The organism is Pseudomonas sp. PA-1-3F, assembly GCF_021609665.1.
GTDB classification, from domain to species: domain Bacteria; phylum Pseudomonadota; class Gammaproteobacteria; order Pseudomonadales; family Pseudomonadaceae; genus Aquipseudomonas; species Aquipseudomonas paracarnis.
Genome location: NZ_WJZD01000004.1, coordinates 160,891 through 179,321, shown reverse-complemented (window position 1 = coordinate 179,321; position 18,431 = coordinate 160,891). Strand labels below are relative to the sequence as shown.

Genomic DNA, 18,431 nt, shown 5'->3' with positions numbered 1-18,431 from the left:
ATCGCTAACTCCTTGTTATTTCGAAACAAAAGACCTTTGTTCGAAGCGTATTGCCGTGCCCGCGGCTGGGTTAGGATCGCCCCCCAAATTGGACTCGCCACGGGGCATTCATGATCAAAAGGTATTGTTTGGCATTGCTGATGGGCTTTTTCCTGGGGGGGCACGCAGGCTTGCTTTACGCGGGCGCGCTGGACAACGCTGTGCGCCGTGGGGTGCTTAAGGTCGGCACAACCCCCAATAATGTCCCTTTCGAAATGCTCGATAAGCAGGGGCGCATCGTCGGCTTTGAAATTGACTTGCTCCATACCATGAGCCGCGCACTTGGCGTAGAGCTTGAATTGGTGGCAGTGCCTTACACGGATCTGTTGCCGGGACTGATGACGAACAAGTTTGATCTGATTGGCAGCGGCATGACGGTCACTCAAGAGCGCAACCTCAAACTCAACTTCAGTGACTCGTTTGTCGTGGTGGGCCAGACGGTGCTGCTGCACCCACGCATGGCCGGGAAGGTCTCCAGTATTGAAGAACTGGACGACGCCAGTTACCGCGTGGTTACCACCCAAGGCACCACCGGTGAAGCCGCAGCACAGCGCTTTCTTGTATCTGCGCGGCTCAGCAGTGTGCCCAACCCGGAAGAAGGCGTACGGCAGGTCGTTGAAGGCAAGGCCGATGCTTTTATCCATGATGCGCCCTACAACCTGATCGCGATGAGTCGGCCACAGAACAGTACATTGTTGGCACTTGAGCAACCCTTCACCTTTGAGCCCTTGGCGTTCGGCCTGAAAAAAGGCGATTACGACAGCCTCAATTGGATCAACCATTTTCTCAACCAGATCGCCCAGGACGGCACCTACGATCGCCTGCATGACAAGTGGTTCAGGGATACGGCCTGGATAGCCGAGATCGACTGATCGTCATAACTGCTTACACATCAATCCCTGATCGAGAGGCCGCGCTGAAGCGTCTGCGCCTGTGTTTGGCCGGGTCGCTGTCAGGGTTTTCCGACACACGCCGATAACATTTACCGGTGAAACCTTTGTGGCGGACAACGAGTGGGTTAGGATCGCACCCCGAAATGGCGCAGCCCTCTTGTGCGCCAACCTTATAAGAATCGTTCAGGGGTCTTGATGATGAAAAAGTATCTTTCGATGCTGATGCTCGGCGTCACTGCGCTGGTCGCTGCCACTGCGGCCCAGGCCGGCGCCATTGATGAGGCGGTCAAGCGCGGCACGTTGAAAGTTGGCATGGACCCCACCTACATGCCGTTCGAAATGACCGACAAGCGCGGTGAAATCATCGGTTTCGAAGTCGACATCCTCAAGGCTATGGCCAAGTCGATGGGCGTCAAGCTGGAGCTGGTGTCCACCGGTTACGACGGCATCATCCCGGCCTTCCTGACCGGCAAGTTCGATATGATCGGCAGCGGCATGACCCTGACCCAGGAACGCAACCTGCGCCTGAATTTCAGCGAACCCTTCATCGTGGTCGGCCAGACGTTGCTGATCCGCAAGGAACTGGAAGGCACCATCAAGTCCTACAAAGACCTGAACGACGAGAAATACCGCCTGACCTCCAAGCTCGGCACCACCGGTGAGATGGTCGCCAAGAAGCTGATCTCCAAGGCCAAGTACCACGGCTACGACAACGAGCAGGAAGGCGTGCTCGACGTGGTCAACGGCAAGGCTGACGCGTTCGTCTACGACGCACCGTACAACGTGGTGGCCGAGAAGAAAGTCGGTAACGGCAAACTGGTGTTCCTGGAAGAACCCTTCACCTTTGAGCCCCTGGCGTTCGGTTTGAAGAAAGGCGATTACGACAGCATCAACTTCATCAACAACTTCCTGCACCAGATCCGTAACGACGGCACCTACGATCGCATCCATGACAAGTGGTTCAAGAGCTCCGAGTGGCTCAAGGACATGGAATAAGGCCTGACACCGAGTTGCCTGTATCGCAGGCAAGCCAGCTCCCACATTTGACTGTATTCACACATCAACCTGTGGGAGCGGGCTTGCCCGCGATGGCGGCCTATCAGGCGACACCTATGCGGAAAGTGAAATGAAACAAAAAAAAGCCCAATGGCCCTGGCACCTGCTGACGGTGGTCGTGCTGGTCGGTCTGGCGGGTGCCTTGTACTACGCCACGTCGTTGATGTCTTACGAATGGCGCTGGAACCGCGTCCCCCAATACTTCGCCTATCAAGCCGAGACCTCCCAGCGCGCCGCGGATATTTCCACCGTGGTCGAGTTGGTGCGCAAAGGCGATACGGCCGAAGTCACCCTGCGCAACGACGCCGGAGTGGAGCAAAAGCTCACAGTCGCCGATAACAGCCTGCAAGTGGCGCGCGGTGACGATGTAGCTGAAGGCGATGTGGTCGGTGTGACCCGGCAATGGGCATTGGGACCATTGATGTGGGGCTTGTGGACCACGCTGTGGCTGTCGGTGGTGTCCGGCATCCTGGGTTTGGCGATTGGCTTGGCGACCGGGCTGTGCAGGCTGTCGAAAAATCCCACCTTGCGCGATCTGTCGACAATCTATGTCGAGCTGGTGCGGGGCACGCCGCTGCTGGTGCAGATCTTCATTTTCTATTTCTTTATCGGCACGGTGCTCAACCTGTCCCGGGAGTTTGCCGGGATTGCCGCACTGTCGTTGTTCACGGGTGCCTACGTGGCAGAAATCGTGCGCGCCGGCGTGCAGTCCATCACCCGTGGCCAGGATGAAGCGGCGCGTTCCCTGGGCTTGAGCGCCAGCCAGTCGATGCGCCACGTGGTACTGCCGCAGGCCTTCAAGCGTGTGCTGCCGCCCCTGGCCGGGCAATTTATCAGCCTGGTCAAGGATACGTCTCTGGTGTCGGTGATCGCGATTACCGAGTTGCTCAAGAGCGGCCGCGAAGTGATCACCACCTCGTTCTCGCCGTTTGAAATCCTGTTTTGTGTGGCGGGCTTGTACCTGCTGATCAACCTGCCGCTGTCGAAGATGGCCAGCCGGCTTGAGCGGAGGCTTGCCCAAAGTGATTGAAGTACGCGATCTGGTAAAAGTCTTCGATACCCGTGGGCAGCTGGTGCGCGCGGTGGATCACGTCACCACCCAAGTGGCCAAGGGCGAGGTGCTGGTGGTGATCGGTCCTTCGGGTTCCGGCAAGTCCACCTTCTTGCGCTGCCTGAATGGGTTGGAGGCGTTCGATTCGGGTTCGGTGAGCATCGACGGCCTGCAACTGGCCGACCCTAAGACCGACGTGAATGCCTACCGCCGTGAAGTCGGCATGGTGTTCCAGCACTTCAACCTGTTCCCCCACATGACCGTGCTGGAAAACCTGTGCCTGGCGCAAAAGGTCGTGCGCAAGCGCGGAAAGCAAGAGCGGGAGGCCAAGGCCCTGGCGCTGTTGGAAAAGGTCGGTATTGCGCAGAAGGCCCACGAGTTTCCATCGCGCCTGTCTGGCGGCCAGCAGCAGCGAGTCGCCATTGCCCGAGCCCTGGCCATGGAGCCCAAGGTGATGCTGTTTGACGAGCCCACCTCGGCCCTCGACCCGGAAATGGTCGGTGAAGTGCTCGACGTGATGAAGACCCTGGCCCTGGAAGGCATGACCATGGTGTGCGTCACCCACGAGATGGGCTTTGCCCGGGAAGTGGCAGACCGGGTGTTGTTTTTCGATCACGGCAAACTGCTGGAAGACGCCGCCCCGGCCGAGTTCTTCAATGCGCCAAAAGACCCGCGTGCCCAGGCCTTCCTGCGCCAAGTCCTGTAGAAATATTTGCCTCTGTGGCGAGCGAGCTTGCTCGCGCTGGAGTGCGAAGCGCTCCCAAGATTTTGGGCCGCTGCGCAGCCCAGCGGGAGCAAGCTCCCTCGCCACAGGTCAGAGCTTGAATTTGTCGACCAGCGTCTGCAAGTCCAGGCTCAACCTTGTCAACTGAACACTCGCGGCCGCCGTTTCCTCGCTGGCGGCGGCGGTTTGTTCCGACACGTCCCGCACCTTCAACACACTGCGGTTGATCTCCTCGGCCACAGCGCTTTGCTGTTCCGCTGCGGCGGCGATCTGCGGGTTCATTTCCTGGATGATCGACACCGTGCGGGCAATGGCGCTCAGGGCGTCGCCGGCGTCGCGGGTCAGGGCGACGCTGTTGTCGGTCAGGTTGCGGCTGCTGTCCATGATGTCTGCCACCTGCTGAGTGCCATTGTGCAGGCCGAGGATCAGCCCTTCGATCTCCTCGGCCGATTCCTGAGTGCGTTGGGCCAGGCTGCGCACTTCGTCGGCAACCACCGCAAAGCCTTGGCCGGCAGTGCCCGCACGTGCCGCTTCAATGGCGGCGTTCAGGGCCAGCAGGTTGGTCTGCTGAGAAACAGACTTGATCACGTCCAGCACACTGGCGATCTTCTGGCTCTCCTGTTGCAGCGCGAGCATCGCACGGCCTGACAGCGCCATTTCACTGGCCAGGTTGCCAATCTGCTCCACGGCCTGGGTGACCACCTGCTCACCGGCGCCGGCCTGATGGTCGGCTTCTTGGGCCGCCACCGAGGCGCGTTCGGCGTGGCGCGCCACTTCCTGGGCAGTGGCGAGCATTTCATTCATTGCCGTCGCCACCTGGTCGGTTTCATCTTTCTGCTCGTTGAGCCCGCTGCGGGTCTGCTCGGTGACGGTGGATAACTGCGTGGCCGCTCCGGCGATCTGCCGGGCGCTGTCACCGATACTACTGATCAGGCTACGCAGGCTGCGGGTCATTTGCCCGATGCTTTGCTGCAACTGGCCGAGTTCGTCGCGACGGTCGACCGCCATGTCATGGCTGAGGTCGCCCTCGGCAACACGGTGGGCGGCGCCGAGAATTTCTCGCAGTGGCGCCGCAATCTGCCGGGCGATCCACCAGGCGGCCAGCGTGCCCAGTGCCAGGGCGGCCACTGTCACGCTGATCAGCAACGTACGGGTTTGGCCCGCCTCGTTGTTGCGCCTGGCGTTCTGGCTCTGGCTCAGCAGATTGCTCTTGTCCCGCAGCTCGTTGAGTTGCTGTTCGAGGCTGTTTTGCACGGTTTCGGTATCGAGCTGGGCTTGCTCGAGCTTTAGCAGTTGTTCACGGTAGTTGGCCAAATCGGTCTTGAGCAGCGTCGAGTCCACCGGGAGCGCGGTGACGGAAGCCAGCGCGGCCTGCAGTTCATCAAGCGACTGGTCGAACGCATTCGCGTAGGCCTTTAAGGTAACGGCCGCCCAGGCGGGGCTCTGCGCCCGATCTTCGGCTTGCTCCATGGCCTGGCGCAGGTTCTCGATGGCGTCGAGGGCCTTCTCGTCATTTTGATCGGGCAAGTCACTGGCCAGTTGAGCGAGGGTGTCACTGGCCTGCAGGGCGGACTTCTTGAGCGCTGGACGGATCTGCTCGCGCGCGGCCAGCAACGGTGGCAACTTTACGAGCGCGGCTTTCGAGCCCGACACCAACAGAGCCGCTTCTTCCAGCCATTGTCGGTCAGTGGCGGCTCGCAAGCGGCTCGAAAGGCCGGTCAGATACTGGTCGATCTGTTCAATCCTTTGGTTCATCTTGTCCAGGCTGTTGCTGTCCATCAGCGTGCGGTACACGATGCGGTCGGCGCGCATGGCCTCGGCTTCGACAGCCAGATGGCCCAGGACCGTCAGGCTGTCGGATCGGTAAAGCACGGCGCTCAAGGCTTGCCAGCCGGTGGCTGCGATCAGGAAACTGAGGATCAGCACTTGGCCAAAACCCAGGGCTAGCTTGAGGCGGACGCTGGCATTGACCAGCACGCGGGTCAGCCGAAGAAACATGGTGAACCTCCGAATCAGAGAAAGCGTTTCGCGACACATGAAACGCTAATTCGATTCGGGACCGTGGAGGGCTGATAACTGTGTAGGAGATTTCACAAGTTGCGGCGGCTTTGGTAAGCCGCCGTGTAGGGTAATTCAGACTCGGAAGCGCCCGACGAGGGTCTGCAGGTAGATCCCCAGGCGCGCCAGTTCGGCACTGGAGGACGCAGTTTCTTCGCTGGCCGACGAGGTTTGCTCGGAGATGTCGCGCACATTCAGCACGCTGCGGTTGATCTCTTCAGCCACGGCGCTTTGCTGCTCGGCGGCGGTGGCGATCTGTGAGTTCATGGCCTGGATGGTCGACACGGTACGGGTGATATTGCCCAGCGCGTGGCCGGCCCGGCGCGTCAGCTCAACACTGCTCTCGGTCAGCCCGCGGCTGTTGTCCATGATGGTTGCCACCTGCTGGGTGCCACTTTGCAGGCCGACGATCAGCTCTTCGATCTCTTCAGTGGACTTCTGCGTGCGCTGGGCCAGGCTGCGCACCTCGTCGGCCACCACGGCAAAGCCGCGCCCGGCCTCACCGGCACGCGCCGCCTCAATGGCGGCGTTAAGGGCCAGCAGGTTGGTTTGCTGGGCCACGGATTTGATCACGTCGAGCACACTGCCGATCTTGTCGCTTTCGCGCTTGAGTTCACCCATGGCCACCGTGGAATTACCCACTTCGGTGGCCAAGCGCTCGATCTGGGCGATGGCTTCACCCACCACCTGGTCGCCTTCACGGGCTTGCTGGTCGGCAGCCACGGCGGCTTCCGAGGCCTCTTCGGCATTGCGCGCCACTTCCTGCACGGTGGCCGCCATTTCGTTCATGGCGGTGGCCACCTGATCGGTCTCGACCTTCTGGCTGTTGACCCCGGCGCTGGTTTGTTCGGTCACGGCTGACAACTGCTCAGCGGCGCTGGCGATCTGGGTGACCCCGTCGCTGATCCCGCCGATCAACTCGCGCAGGCCCACGGTCATGCTTTGCATGGCACGCTGTAATTGACCCAGTTCGTCCTGGCGGCCCGATTCCAGGTTGTGGCTCAGATCGCCGGAGGCCACACGCTCGGCGACTTCGAGGGTCTGGTTCAGCGGGATGACGATCTGGCGGGTGATGGCCCAGGCCGCGAAGACGCCGACGATCAGCGCCAGTACGGTGGCAAGCAGCAACAGGTATTTGGCCTGCGCGGCATCTGCGTCACGCACGGCGGTCTGGGAGACGGTGAGTTTTTCACTGTGGCCCAGCAGGATGTCGCCTTGGGCGATCATGGTTTTCAGCGCTGCTGCGCTGGCGACCTGGGAATCGCGATACTGGCTGACGGCAGCGCGGTAGGCTTGCAGTGAAGCCCCGGCTTCTTGCAGGTTGGCCTGGTATTGCGCAGGCAACTGGCCTTGCAGTTCGGTGATTTTTTTCAGGGCGTTGTCGATGGCATCCAGGGCCGGTTGCTCGGCTTCGACCTTGCCGCTGTAGGTGTAGCCGCGTACCTGGAAGCGCGATTGCTGGATCAGCTTGCTCTGCTCGACCACGCTGTTGAACTGGGCGAGGCTGTCACCTTGCAGCAGGGCTTTTTCGATTTCGTTGATCTTGGCGACGGCATTGTCGGCGGTGTCTCCGAGCTTGCTGCGGGCGCCCTCACGTTTGAGGCCCGCCTGGACCATGGCGGCGAAGGCCTTTTTGTATTGGTTCAAGGCTTCCTGCTGTTGCTCGACCAGGGCTTTGTCGTCAGGTTGCTCGATCAGCTCGGCGGCGGTCTTCAGGCCGCTGTCGAGGTGGGCGAGCAGGCCGTCGACCTTGTCCGTGCCTTGCTCGCCACGGCGCATATCGAAGTCCAGGCGTGCCAGGCGCAGGTCTTTGGTCAGGCCATTGAGGCTGGAAATGAAGCCCAGCTTGTCGCCGCGACTGATCACATCCCCCAGGCCGGTCCAGCCGGTAAAGGTGATCAACAGCGTCAGGAGCAACACCAGGCCAAAGCCCACGCTCAGCTTGCGGTTGACGCTTACATTCCCCAACTTCTCGGCTAACCAACGATACATGCTGCGAACTCCCCTGGAACAAGGCTTGGACTTATTCAAAGGCTATCGGCAACGCACGGGGATACTTGATCGTTCCCACGCTCTGCGTGGGAATGAATGGCGTGACGCTCTGCGTCACAAGGGCGGACGCAGAGCGTCCTGAGCGGCATTCCCACGCAGAGCATGGGAACGATCAGTCGGGGGTTAGAACAGACGGGCGAGCAGGGCCGTTACGGCGGTTTCGACGCGTAAAATACGTGCACCCAGTTGCACCGGCTGTAAACCAGCCTTGGCCAGCAGGTCCACTTCATAGGGAATCCAGCCGCCTTCCGGGCCGATCGCGAGGGTCACCGGTTCCTCGAGGGCTCGGGGGCAGGCCGGGTAATCGCCCGGATGGCCGATCAGGCCCAAGGTGCCAGCCGCCATGGCCGGCAGACGATCTTCCACAAACGGCTTGAAGCGTTTCTCGATAATGATCTCGGGCAGCACCGTGTCCCGCGCTTGTTCCAGGCCGAGAATCAGTTGCTCGCGCACCGCTTCCGGCTCCAGGAACGGGGTTTGCCAGAAGCTTTTTTCCACGCGGTAGCTGTTGACCAGTACCACCTTGGGCACGCCCATGGCCGCCACGGTTTGCAGCACCCGGCGCAGCATCTTCGGGCGGGGCAGGGCCAGCAGCAAGGTCAGGGGTAGTTTGCTCGGTGGCGGTTGGTCGAAGCTCACTTGCAGTTCGGCTTCAGTGGCTTCCAGGCGCAGCAGTTGGGCATTGCCCATCAGCCCGCCAATGCGGCCCACACGCAGGGTGTCACCGACGGCGGCGCGGTGAACCTCCTGCATATGCACCAGGCGACGATCACGCAGCACTACGCGGTCGGCCGCGATAAAGTCGGCCTCTTCGAGCAGCAGCAGGTTCACGGCTGGGTCGCTGGCGGTTGGTCGTCGTCGGCAGGCGCGTCATCCGGGTGTTCGCCACGCTTGCTGATCAGGCCGCTGAACAGGATGCCCACTTCGAACAGCATCCACATCGGCACGGCCAGCAAGGTCTGGGAGAAGATGTCCGGTGGCGTGAGGATCATGCCGACCACGAAGCAGCCGATGATCACGTACGGGCGGATCTTTTTCAGGTACTTGACGTCGACCACGCCGATCCACACCAGCAACACTACCGCTACCGGAATTTCGAATGCCACGCCAAAGGCGAAGAACAGCGTCATCACGAAATCGAGGTAGCTGGTGATATCGGTCATCATCTCCACGCCGGCCGGGGTGGCGGCAGCGAAGAACTTGAAGATCAGCGGGAACACCAGGAAGTAGGCGAAGGCCATGCCGGTGTAGAAGAGCAAGATGCTCGACACCAGCAATGGCACAGCGATGCGCTTCTCGTGCTTGTACAGGCCCGGCGCGATAAAGCCCCAGATCTGATGCAGGATCACCGGGATCGCCAGGAACAGTGAGACCATCATGGTCAGTTTCAAGGGGGTCAGGAACGGCGACGACACATCGGTGGCGATCATCGTCGCGCCGGCCGGCAGGTACTGGCGCAGGGGCGTCGAGACGAAGGTGTAGATCTGCTGGGTAAAGGCGAACAGCCCGGCAAAGATGATGAAGATCGCCGCCACGCAACGCAGCAGGCGGGTTCGCAACTCGGTGAGGTGCGAGACCAGCGGCATGTGCTGGTCGTTTTCCGGTTTATCAGCGCTCATGGGGCTCGCGGCGGCAATGTAGGGTCATGGGGCGCGGGCGACGCGACGGGCGTCGGCGCAGGCGTCGGTGGGGCGGGCGCTGCCGGTGTGGCGTCGGCCACAGGGGCTGGCGCGATGCTGTGCTCGGCCACCGGCGTTACCGGCTTGGCCGGCTCTTGCACCGGGGAAAGAATCTTGCGGGCTTCCTGCTCCAACGAGAGGATGTGCTCGTTGTGCAATTGCCGACGGATTTCGTCGGCACCGATTTCCCGTTCAACTTCCTGTTTGATCGCGTTGAAACTGCGCTTGAGGCGCCCGATCCACAAGCCGGCGGTGCGTGCGGCACCGGGCAGGCGTTCCGGCCCCAGTACCAGCAGGGCCACCAGGCCGACGAGCAGCAGTTCAGAGAAGCTGATACCAAACATTAGTCAGTGCTCACGAGTCTTTGCGGGTCGGCTCTTGGACCTTTTCAGCCTGCACGTCGAAGGTACGGCGCTCGGTGATCGGCTGGGTGGCCTGCGGGTGAACAGGCTGGGCCGGTGGCACCGGGTTGGCGCTTGGCTCGGCCGGCTTTTCATCATCGTTCATGGCTTTGCGAAAGCCCTTGATCGACTCGCCCACATCGGTGCCCAGGTTCTTGAGCTTCTTGGTGCCGAACACCAATACCACCACCACCAGAATGACGATCCAGTGTTTCCAGTCAAAAATGCCCATGCTTCAAATCCTCAAGTCTTACGTTATTCAGGCGGACGGGCGCGAGGCCTTCTCGGCGTGCCCGGACAAGCCGAAGCGACGGTCCAGTTCATCCAGCACGGCCTGTGGGTGCTGCCCCAGTTGGGCGAGCATCACCAGGCTATGGAACCACAAGTCTGCGGTCTCATAGATTACATCGCTGTAATCACCGCTGATTTGCGCGTCCTTGGCCGCAATGATGGTCTCGACGGATTCTTCGCCGAGTTTTTCCAGAATCTTGTTCAGGCCCTTGTGGTACAGGCTGGCGACGTAGGAGCTGTCGGCATCCGCGCCTTTGCGGTCTTCCAGCACCTGGGCCACACGGTTCAGGGTATCGCTCATGTTCAGTGTCCTGCTGGGTAGATGGCGTGCGGGTCTTTGAGCACCGGCTCCACAACCTTCCATTCGCCATTCTCGAACACGCGATAGAAGCAACTGTGGCGGCCAGTGTGGCAGGCAATGCCGCCGATCTGCTCGACCTTGAGGATTACCACGTCGGCATCGCAGTCCAGGCGCAGCTCGTGCAGGGTCTGCACGTGCCCGGACTCTTCGCCCTTGCGCCACAGTTTGCCACGTGAACGTGACCAGTAGATGGCGCGCTGCTCGGCGGCTGTGAGGCTCAGGGCCTCGCGGTTCATCCAGGCCATCATCAGCACGCGCCCGGTCTTGTAGTCCTGGGCAATGGCCGGCACCAGGCCGTCACTGTCCCACTTGATCTCATCCAGCCAGTCTTTCATGTTCGGCTCCGGCAATTTGCGACAGTGTATAACCGGATGGGCTATCGACGCACGATCAGATAAACGCCCACGGCGACCATGATGCCCGCTGGCCAGTGGCCTAGTTGGTTCAATGGCCCACCAATCGCCAGCATCACGCCGCCCACCAGGTGCGCGGCGCCGAGCAGGCGCAGGAACCAGTCGTCCTTGCGCTTGCGCCACGGTGGCTCAGGGTCCTTGGCATGGGGCTGGGACATGCGCTCCAGCAGGTCGCGGGTCATGTTGGCCAGGTGCGGCAGTTGCTCGAACTGGCTGTGCAGGTTGCCCAGCATGGTTTTCGGGCTCATGCGCTCGCGCATCCAGCGTTCCAGGAAGGGTTGCGCAGTGTTCCACAGGTCGAGGTCCGGGTAGAGCTGGCGGCCCAGGCCTTCGATGTTCAGCAGGGTCTTCTGCAACAGCACCAGTTGCGGCTGCACTTCCATATTGAAGCGCCGCGCGGTCTGGAACAGGCGCATCAGCACTTGGCCGAACGAAATATCCTTTAACGGTTTTTCGAAGATCGGCTCGCACACGGTGCGGATCGCCGCTTCGAATTCGTTGAGTTTGGTTTCCGCTGGCACCCAACCCGAATCAATGTGCAACTGCGCCACACGGCGATAGTCGCGCTTGAAGAAGGCAAACAGGTTGCGCGCCAGGTAATCCTGGTCTTCCGGGGTGAGGCTGCCGACGATACCGCAGTCGATGGCGATGTACTGCGGGCTCCACGGGTTGACGGTGCTGACGAAGATGTTGCCCGGGTGCATGTCGGCGTGGAAGAAACTGTCGCGGAACACTTGGGTGAAGAAAATCTCCACACCGCGTTCTGCCAACATCTTCATGTCGGTGCGCTGGTCGGCCAGGGTCGCGAGGTCGGTGACCTGCACGCCGTAGATGCGCTCCATCACCAGCACTTTTGGCCGGCACCAGTCCCAATACACCTGCGGCACATACAGCAGTTGCGAGCCTTCGAAGTTGCGTCGCAATTGGCTGGCATTGGCCGCTTCGCGCAGCAGGTCGAGTTCGTCGTAGATGGTTTTTTCGTAGTCGGCGACCACGTCCACCGGGTGCAGCAGGCGCGCATCGGCGGAGAAGCGTTCGGCGGCGCGGGCGAGGATAAACAGCCATGCCAGGTCCTGGCCGATGATCGGCTTGAGGCCTGGGCGAATGACTTTCACCACCACTTCTTCGCCGGTCTTGAGCTGCGCGGCGTGCACTTGCGCCACTGACGCCGAGGCCAGGGGCTCGACGTCGAAGCGGCTGAACACCTCGCTGATCTTCTGGCCCAGCTGTTCTTCGATCAGCGCCATCGACTGCTGCGAATCGAACGGCGGCACGCGGTCCTGCAGCAGCATCAGCTCGTCGGCGATGTCTTCGGGCAACAGGTCGCGGCGGGTGGAGAGGATCTGCCCGAACTTGATGAAGATAGGCCCCAAATCCTGCAACGCCAAGCGCAGGCTGGCGCCACGGCTCAACGGCGACGGCTTGCGGGGCAACCAGCGCCACGGCAGCACATAACGCACCGCCAGCAGGAACCACGGCAAGGGCAGGGCAAACAGCAGGTCATCGAGACGGTAGCGGATTACGACGCGCTGGATACGAAACAAACGGCGGACGGCGAGCAGCTTCATGCGTTATCGCTTGGATCAAGGGAACGGCTCAAGCGCTCGAAGCGGGCCTCGAGGCGTTCCAGGTCGATTTTGGCCTTGTCGAGCTCGCGAAAGCGCGCTTGCGCTTCCCGTTGCCCGACCAGGGTGCGCGATTCTTCGCTCAGGTATTCGGCAAGGTTCTGGTTGAGGCTGGCGAACCCTTGCTGGTACCAGCGCGAGCGGCTGCGCAGGTGCCCACTGATCAACTGGGTGGCGACGGGGCCGATCCAGCGCGACAGTTCATATTCCCAGTCCAGCTCCAGGTCTTGCAGCACGGCGGCCAAGTCCATCAGCACCGCACTGTCGCCTTCCAGCTCCACCTCGGGGCTGTGGAGGATGGCGGTCTTGTTGCGGCTCAGTGCCAGGTGCAACAGGCTTGAGGCTGGTGCACGCAGGGTGCAGTCGGCTTCAGCGGCCCATTGGGTGGCGAGCAGCAGGCCTTCATCGCTGGGCAGGATAAACAGCTGCACTGCGGGGCTGCGGCAATCAACGGCAATGACTTTGCCGGTCAGGTGCGCGAGCCGCGCCAGGGCGGTGCTGTCCAGGCGCAGTACACGGTTGATACCGTGCTCAACGCTGGCGAGAAGACCTTGCAGCAGCATCAGGGCTTGATGCCGCGGTGTAGGGCAACGATGCCGGACGTCATGTTGTGGTAGGTCACGCGGTCGAAACCGGCCTCCACCATCATCGACTTCAGGGTTTCCTGGTCCGGGTGCATGCGGATCGACTCGGCCAGGTAGCGGTAGCTCTCGGCGTCGTTGGTGATCAGCTTGCCCATCAGTGGCATGAAGGCGAACGAATAGGTGTCGTAGACCTTGGACATCAGCGCGTTGGTCGGCTTGGAGAATTCCAGCACCAGCAGGCGGCCACCCGGCTTGAGTACGCGCAGCATCGAGCGGATCGCGTCTTCCTTGTGAGTCACGTTACGCAGGCCGAACGCGATGGTCACGCAGTCGAAATGGTTGTCGGGGAACGGCAGCTTCTCGGCATCGGCCTGGACGAACTCGATATTGCCGGCCACGCCTTTGTCGAGCAGGCGGTCGCGGCCAACCTTGAGCATCGAGCCGTTGATATCGGCCAATACCACCTGGCCGGTGGGGCCAACCAGCTTGGAGAACTTGGCCGCCAGGTCGCCTGTGCCACCGGCGATGTCCAGCACCCGGTTGCCGGTGCGTACGCCCGACAACTCGATGGTGAAGCGCTTCCACAGGCGGTGCATGCCGCCGGAGAGCACGTCGTTCATCAGGTCGTACTTGGCTGCCACGGAGTGGAACACCTCAGCGACTTTTTCCGCCTTTTGGCTTTCCGGGACGTTCTTGAAGCCGAAGTGAGTGGTGGGTTCGGCATCGCTGCCTTTGCGCTGATCAGTCATATCGCTGTCACCAAAAGAGAATGCGGGACATGATAATCCCCAAGGCCTGCTTTGTCTTGGCAAGGCTGCAGGTAAGATAGACGCTCATCGAGACCTTTTGCCGCATGGCGGGTGTTCTGAGTCGTTATAAAGAGGAGTCATTGCAATGGCCCGTATTACCGTTGAGCGTGAACATACCCTGGGAAAAGAACAGGCGCGGGCCAAGGCGGAGCAATTGGCGCGCAAACTCGAGGATAAATATGGGGTGGAGTCTTCGTGGGCTGGCGACACCCTGAAGCTCAAGCGCTCCGGGGTTAAAGGCACGGTATTGGTGGCCGATGATTCGCTGCGCATTGATGTGGAACTTGGCCTGCTGATGTCGGCCATGAGTGGCACGATCAAGTCCGAAATCGAAAAGGCCCTGGATAAGGCCCTGGCTTGATACGGCTGTGCTTAGGGTGCCGATTCTAATTTTAAACTTTACTTTGTGCCCAAGCCCTCAACTCTTGCGGGCCGTCCGCCACCCAATTCTGTGTGAGGTGTACCATGGCCAAAGTTATTTTGAAGAAAAAAATCGACGTTCAGACCACCCCCCTGAGTGAGGTTAAAAGCTACGCCCGCAAGATCTGGCTGGCGGGTCTTGGCGCCTATGCCAAGGTCGGCAGCGAAGGCGGCGAGTACTTCAAGGAACTCGTTAGAAGCGGTCAACGTGTTGAAAGTAAAGGTAAAAAAGTTGTAGTTGAACAACTTGATGCCGCCAACAGTCAGATTGACCAAGTAAAGAGTAACGTCTCCGGCGTCAAAGGCCTGGTCGAAGTTCAACTGGATAAAGTTGAAAAAGCTTTTGATACTCGTGTCGGCAGTGCCTTGAATCGGATCGGCATTGCGTCTAAACATGACGTGGAGACACTCTCTGCTAAGCTCGAAGAGCTGACGGCATTGCTCGAACGTGTCGCGCGTAAACACTAAGGAGACATCGGGATGGCTGTTAAAAAGACTACTCAGAAAGAAGGCAGCTCGTGGGTCGGGAAAGTTGAAGAATATTCCCGCAAAATCTGGCTCGCTGGTTTAGGCGTGTACTCGAAGATCGACAGTGACGGCAGCAAACTCTTCGAGACCTTGGTCAAAGACGGCGAGAAGGCCGAGAAGTTGACCAAGAGCACGGTCGGTAAAAAAGTCGACGCTGCCAAGGCGAGTGCGGGTTCCGCCAAATCGAGTATTTCGGATACCTGGGGCAAGTTGGAAGAAACGTTCGACAAGCGCCTCAACAGTGCTATTTCGCGACTGGGCGTACCGAGCAAGGCTGAGTTGAAGGCGCTGCATAGCAAGGTTGATACCTTGACCAAGCAAATCGAAAAACTCACCGGCGCCAAAGCGGCTCCCGCCAAGACCGCCGCGGCCAAGCCTGCAGCAAAACCGGCGGCCAAACCAGCAGCTAAAACCGCAGCTGCAAAACCCGCCGCCAAAACTGCCGCCAAGCCTCTGGTTAAAGCCGCCGCCAAGCCAGCTGCCAAACCCGCTGCCAAAGCGCCGGCCAAAGCCGCGGCGAAACCTGCGGCCAAGCCAGCGGCTAAAACTGCTGCCGCCAAACCGGCTACCAAGCCTGCCGCTAAGCCAGTGGCCGCTAAAGCCGCCGCGAAACCTGCGGCTAAACCGGCTGCCAAACCTGCGGCTAAAACCGCTGCCGCTAAACCTGCTGCCAAGCCCGCCGCTGCGAAACCCGCTGCCAAGCCTGCAGCGGCCAAAAAGCCTGCGGTGGCGAAAAAACCGGCAGCCGCAAAGCCTGCCGCGGCGGCCAAGCCAGCCACGGCACCAGCACCGGCCGCTTCTACCGCCAATTCGGTGTCCGCGCCGACGCATGCGGCTGCTACCCCGACTGCAACGCCGGTTACCCCGACGCCATCCAGTCAGTCCTGATTTTTACGGGACACATAAAACGCCCGGTCTGCGAAGATTGGGCGTTTTTTATGCAAGCCTCAAAAACGCCGCATTCCCCATTTTGTAGGAGCGAGCTTGCTCGCGAAAAACTCAAAGACGCCGCGTTTATTCAGGAGGCACTCGTTATCGTTGACGTTTTTCGCGAGCAAGCTCGCTCCTACATGTTTAATCGGTGTCATCCAGGTACTTCAAGGCGAACCGCTCGGTCGCCTGCCGCGCTGTCGGCAGCAGATGCGGTGCCACCAACATCATGATCTGGTACACCACAACCCGCACTTCACCTTCACGGTCCAGGATCCGTTGGTAATCCAGGGAAAACAGCAAGGTCAGGGTGATCTGCTCCACCAGTTGCCCCAACGCCTGGGTATCGCTGACCAGTTGCCCTGCCGCCTTCAGCCGCGCAAGCAATGACGCCAAGGTGCGCTTGAGCGCCGTGAGCAAGTGACGGATCCCCTTGGCCAGCTTGGGCAAGCGCCCCGCCAGGTTCGACAAGTCCTGGAACAGGAACCGATAGTGGGCCATGCGCTCGACAATCAGGTGCAAAAACAGCCAGTAGTCCTCAGCTTCCAGTTGCGCATCCGCAGGAGGGTCCAGCAGTGGCGCCAGCTCACACTGAAAACGCTCGAACAGCCCCAGCACCAACGGCTCCTTGCCATGGAAGTGATAGTAGAGGTTGCCGGGGCTGATCCCCATTTCATTGGCCACCTCCATGGTCGATACGTTCGGTTCGCCCTTGTGGTTGAACAACTGCAGGGCGCATTCAAGGATACGGTCGCGAGTCTTCATCCAGTCTTCTTAAAGTTGATTGCTGAGCTCAGCGCACACGCACGTAAGTACCCGGCGCCGCTTCCATCGGTGGGTAATTCTGGTTGCCCAGGGCGGTGAGGGTTTCGCGTTGTACGCCGGAGCGTTTTTGTACCCACTCCAGCCATTGTGGCCACCAACTGCCTTCGACGTGCTGGGCGTCGTAATACCAGGCCCGTGGGTCGCTGCTCAGCTTGAGGTTCTCGACATAGTTGGCCTTGGGGTTGCCCGGTGGGTTGAGGATGCTCTGGATATGCCCGCTGTTGGAGAGCACAAAGCGTCGCTCGCCGCCCAGCAGTTGCGTGGAGCGGTACACCGCGTCCCACGGCGTAATGTGGTCATTGATGCCGGCCACGCTGAAGCTGTCCACCGAGACCTTGCGCAAGTCGATGGGCGTGCCGCATACCTCCAGGCCACCGGGATGGCTCAGGGGGTTGTGCTTGAAGAAGTCCAGCAGGTCGCCGTGCAGGGCGGCGGGCAGACGCGTGTTGTCGTTGTTCCAGTACAGGATGTCGAACGCCGGTGGTTCCTTGCCCAGCAGGTAATTATTGATCCAGTAATTCCAGATCAGGTCGTTGGGGCGCATCCAGGCAAATATCTTGGCCATGTCGCGGCCATCCAGCACGCCTTGCTGGTAGGAGCGGCGCTTGGCGGCTTCCAGGGTTTGTTCATCAGCGAACAATGTTGCGGGGCTGTCGATTTGGCTGTCCAGCAGGCTTACCAGGTAACTGGCGCTGGAGATGCGCCGCAACTGGCGCTTGGCTTGCAGGTGGCCTTGCAGCGCGGCGATGGTCAGGCCGCCGGCGCAGGCGCCCATCAGGTTGACCTCGCGGGCGCCAGTGATGGCCCGGCATACGTTGAGCGCTTCTTCCAGCGCCGCGACGTAGGTGGACAGGCCCCATTCGCGATGCCGCACGTCCGGGTTGCGCCAGCTGACCATAAAGGTCTGCAGGCCGTTTTTCAGTGCGTATTGCACAAAGCTGTTGGCCGGGCTCAGGTCGAAGATGTAGTACTTGTTGATTTGCGGCGGCACTACCAGCAGCGGCTTGGCGTATTGTTTTTCGCTCATGGGCTTGTACTGGATCAGCTCCAGCAGTTCGTTGCGAAACACCACCGAACCGGGCGTGGTCGCCACGGTCTTGCCCACTTCAAAGGCGTGCTTGCTGACCTGACGCGGCAAACCGTGGTTGTGCAGCAGGTCTTCGAACAAGTTGCTCACGCCGCGCACCACGCTGTTGCCGCCAGAGTTGAGCAGCTCCTTGATCGCCAGCGGGTTGAGCAGGGTGTTGGAAGGGGAGACAGCATCGTTGAGTAGGGCGAAGGCGAACTGCGCGCGGGCGCGATCATCGTCACTGAGGGTGCTGTCGTCGATCCACTGCCGTGTCTGTTTTTGCCAGCTCAGATAGGCTTGCAAGCTGCGCCGGTACAGTGGGTTGAGCTTCCAGGTGGGGTCGCTGAAGCGATGGTCCCTGGGGTTGGGTTCGTGCACGGTCTCACCCAGCAGCACGCGGCCCAGCTGGCCGCCCAGGGCCAGGGCGTGGCGGGCGGTGTGCACCGGGTTGCGCAGGCCGTGCGCGGCGACGGTACGCAGGGTCGACAGCAAGTCCCGGCCGCGCAGGCCGGTGATCGCATTTTGCGCGTTGATGAACGCAGCGGGGGTGGGCGCCGGGTTCGTCACGGGTCTTTCTCGCATGAGCCAACACTCCTTCGTCAAGTCATCAAGCAGGCACGCCA

The 18,431-nt window shown here is 60.7% G+C and carries 20 protein-coding genes and 1 pseudogene; 7 read left to right on the top strand and 14 right to left on the bottom strand.

The genetic code is table 11. The features are described 5' to 3' along the window. Window positions 1-110 precede the first annotated feature (110 nt). The 4 genes from GIV26_RS04270 (at window position 111) to GIV26_RS04255 (ending at window position 3,745) form a co-directional block, all read left to right on the top strand. On the top strand, window positions 111-911 hold the full coding sequence (locus tag GIV26_RS04270; RefSeq protein ID WP_072445802.1) for a transporter substrate-binding domain-containing protein: 801 nt from the start codon (window positions 111-113) through the stop codon (window positions 909-911). A 219-nt stretch (window positions 912-1,130) separates the two neighbouring features. Continuing rightward, a complete protein-coding gene (locus GIV26_RS04265) occupies window positions 1,131-1,928 on the top strand; it encodes a transporter substrate-binding domain-containing protein (RefSeq protein WP_032901820.1) in 798 nt (265 codons plus the stop codon). Between the two features lie 130 nt (window positions 1,929-2,058). Further along, window positions 2,059-3,018 (top strand): amino acid ABC transporter permease, encoded by a 960-nt coding sequence (locus GIV26_RS04260; RefSeq protein ID WP_032893984.1) that lies wholly within the window; start codon window positions 2,059-2,061, stop codon window positions 3,016-3,018. Further along, the gene (locus tag GIV26_RS04255) at window positions 3,011-3,745 is read left to right on the top strand and encodes an amino acid ABC transporter ATP-binding protein (RefSeq protein WP_034125863.1); all 735 of its coding nucleotides are present in this window, start codon (window positions 3,011-3,013) and stop codon (window positions 3,743-3,745) included. Before GIV26_RS04260 ends, GIV26_RS04255 begins: the two co-directional genes overlap by 8 nt. Before the next feature lie 108 nt (window positions 3,746-3,853). Here GIV26_RS04255 and GIV26_RS04250 read toward each other — a convergent pair whose 3' ends face one another. The 12 genes and pseudogenes from GIV26_RS04250 to ubiE all read right to left on the bottom strand — a co-directional run bounded on the left by GIV26_RS04250 (window position 3,854) and on the right by ubiE (window position 13,976). Next, window positions 3,854-5,761 carry a methyl-accepting chemotaxis protein gene (locus GIV26_RS04250; protein WP_127880495.1) on the bottom strand — a complete coding sequence of 636 codons (1,908 nt, stop codon included), beginning with the start codon at window positions 5,759-5,761 and terminating at the stop codon, window positions 3,854-3,856. A 135-nt stretch (window positions 5,762-5,896) separates the two neighbouring features. After that, window positions 5,897-6,610 (bottom strand): methyl-accepting chemotaxis protein, encoded by a 714-nt coding sequence (locus tag GIV26_RS27310; RefSeq protein WP_370712509.1) that lies wholly within the window; start codon window positions 6,608-6,610, stop codon window positions 5,897-5,899. A gap of 144 nt (window positions 6,611-6,754) precedes the next feature. Beyond that, window positions 6,755-7,813: pseudogene (locus GIV26_RS27305) on the bottom strand (methyl-accepting chemotaxis protein); the annotation flags it as partial. Between the two features lie 183 nt (window positions 7,814-7,996). Continuing rightward, window positions 7,997-8,704 (bottom strand): 16S rRNA (uracil(1498)-N(3))-methyltransferase, encoded by a 708-nt coding sequence (locus tag GIV26_RS04240; RefSeq protein ID WP_054897530.1) that lies wholly within the window; start codon window positions 8,702-8,704, stop codon window positions 7,997-7,999. Further along, on the bottom strand, window positions 8,701-9,492 hold the full coding sequence (tatC, locus tag GIV26_RS04235; protein WP_034125559.1) for a twin-arginine translocase subunit TatC: 792 nt from the start codon (window positions 9,490-9,492) through the stop codon (window positions 8,701-8,703). The genes GIV26_RS04240 and tatC overlap by 4 nt, the downstream gene beginning before the upstream one ends. Then, window positions 9,489-9,896, bottom strand: coding sequence for a Sec-independent protein translocase protein TatB (gene tatB, locus GIV26_RS04230; protein ID WP_054897529.1), 408 nt, complete (start codon window positions 9,894-9,896; stop codon window positions 9,489-9,491). Before tatB ends, tatC begins: the two co-directional genes overlap by 4 nt. 10 nt (window positions 9,897-9,906) lie before the next feature. Then, window positions 9,907-10,185, bottom strand: coding sequence for a twin-arginine translocase TatA/TatE family subunit (locus GIV26_RS04225; RefSeq protein WP_003187877.1), 279 nt, complete (start codon window positions 10,183-10,185; stop codon window positions 9,907-9,909). Between the two features lie 27 nt (window positions 10,186-10,212). Further along, a complete protein-coding gene (locus tag GIV26_RS04220) occupies window positions 10,213-10,545 on the bottom strand; it encodes a phosphoribosyl-ATP diphosphatase (protein ID WP_003187881.1) in 333 nt (110 codons plus the stop codon). A gap of 2 nt (window positions 10,546-10,547) precedes the next feature. Next, window positions 10,548-10,940 (bottom strand): phosphoribosyl-AMP cyclohydrolase, encoded by a 393-nt coding sequence (gene hisI / locus GIV26_RS04215; protein WP_003187884.1) that lies wholly within the window; start codon window positions 10,938-10,940, stop codon window positions 10,548-10,550. A gap of 41 nt (window positions 10,941-10,981) precedes the next feature. Then, window positions 10,982-12,586, bottom strand: coding sequence for a ubiquinone biosynthesis regulatory protein kinase UbiB (gene ubiB / locus GIV26_RS04210; RefSeq protein WP_019820016.1), 1,605 nt, complete (start codon window positions 12,584-12,586; stop codon window positions 10,982-10,984). Continuing rightward, window positions 12,583-13,206 (bottom strand): ubiquinone biosynthesis accessory factor UbiJ, encoded by a 624-nt coding sequence (locus tag GIV26_RS04205; RefSeq protein WP_054919467.1) that lies wholly within the window; start codon window positions 13,204-13,206, stop codon window positions 12,583-12,585. The genes ubiB and GIV26_RS04205 overlap by 4 nt, the downstream gene beginning before the upstream one ends. Further along, a complete protein-coding gene (gene ubiE, locus GIV26_RS04200; RefSeq protein ID WP_003171186.1) occupies window positions 13,206-13,976 on the bottom strand; it encodes a bifunctional demethylmenaquinone methyltransferase/2-methoxy-6-polyprenyl-1,4-benzoquinol methylase UbiE in 771 nt (256 codons plus the stop codon). The genes GIV26_RS04205 and ubiE overlap by 1 nt, the downstream gene beginning before the upstream one ends. A gap of 145 nt (window positions 13,977-14,121) precedes the next feature. Between ubiE and GIV26_RS04195 the strand changes: the two genes are divergently transcribed. The 3 genes from GIV26_RS04195 to GIV26_RS04185 all read left to right on the top strand — a co-directional run bounded on the left by GIV26_RS04195 (window position 14,122) and on the right by GIV26_RS04185 (window position 15,872). After that, window positions 14,122-14,397 carry a polyhydroxyalkanoic acid system family protein gene (locus GIV26_RS04195; protein WP_034125562.1) on the top strand — a complete coding sequence of 92 codons (276 nt, stop codon included), beginning with the start codon at window positions 14,122-14,124 and terminating at the stop codon, window positions 14,395-14,397. 104 nt (window positions 14,398-14,501) lie between these two features. After that, on the top strand, window positions 14,502-14,924 hold the full coding sequence (locus GIV26_RS04190; RefSeq protein ID WP_034125563.1) for a phasin family protein: 423 nt from the start codon (window positions 14,502-14,504) through the stop codon (window positions 14,922-14,924). 12 nt (window positions 14,925-14,936) lie between these two features. Then, window positions 14,937-15,872, top strand: a complete 936-nt coding sequence (locus GIV26_RS04185; protein ID WP_205547791.1) for a phasin family protein — start codon at window positions 14,937-14,939, stop codon at window positions 15,870-15,872. A gap of 186 nt (window positions 15,873-16,058) precedes the next feature. Here the strand turns inward: GIV26_RS04185 and GIV26_RS04180 are convergent, their stop codons facing one another. Both GIV26_RS04180 and phaC read right to left on the bottom strand, forming a co-directional pair. Further along, window positions 16,059-16,679, bottom strand: coding sequence for a TetR/AcrR family transcriptional regulator (locus GIV26_RS04180; protein ID WP_054919462.1), 621 nt, complete (start codon window positions 16,677-16,679; stop codon window positions 16,059-16,061). A 28-nt stretch (window positions 16,680-16,707) separates the two neighbouring features. Beyond that, window positions 16,708-18,390, bottom strand: a complete 1,683-nt coding sequence (gene phaC, locus GIV26_RS04175) for a class II poly(R)-hydroxyalkanoic acid synthase (RefSeq protein ID WP_060764879.1) — start codon at window positions 18,388-18,390, stop codon at window positions 16,708-16,710. Window positions 18,391-18,431 lie beyond the last annotated feature (41 nt).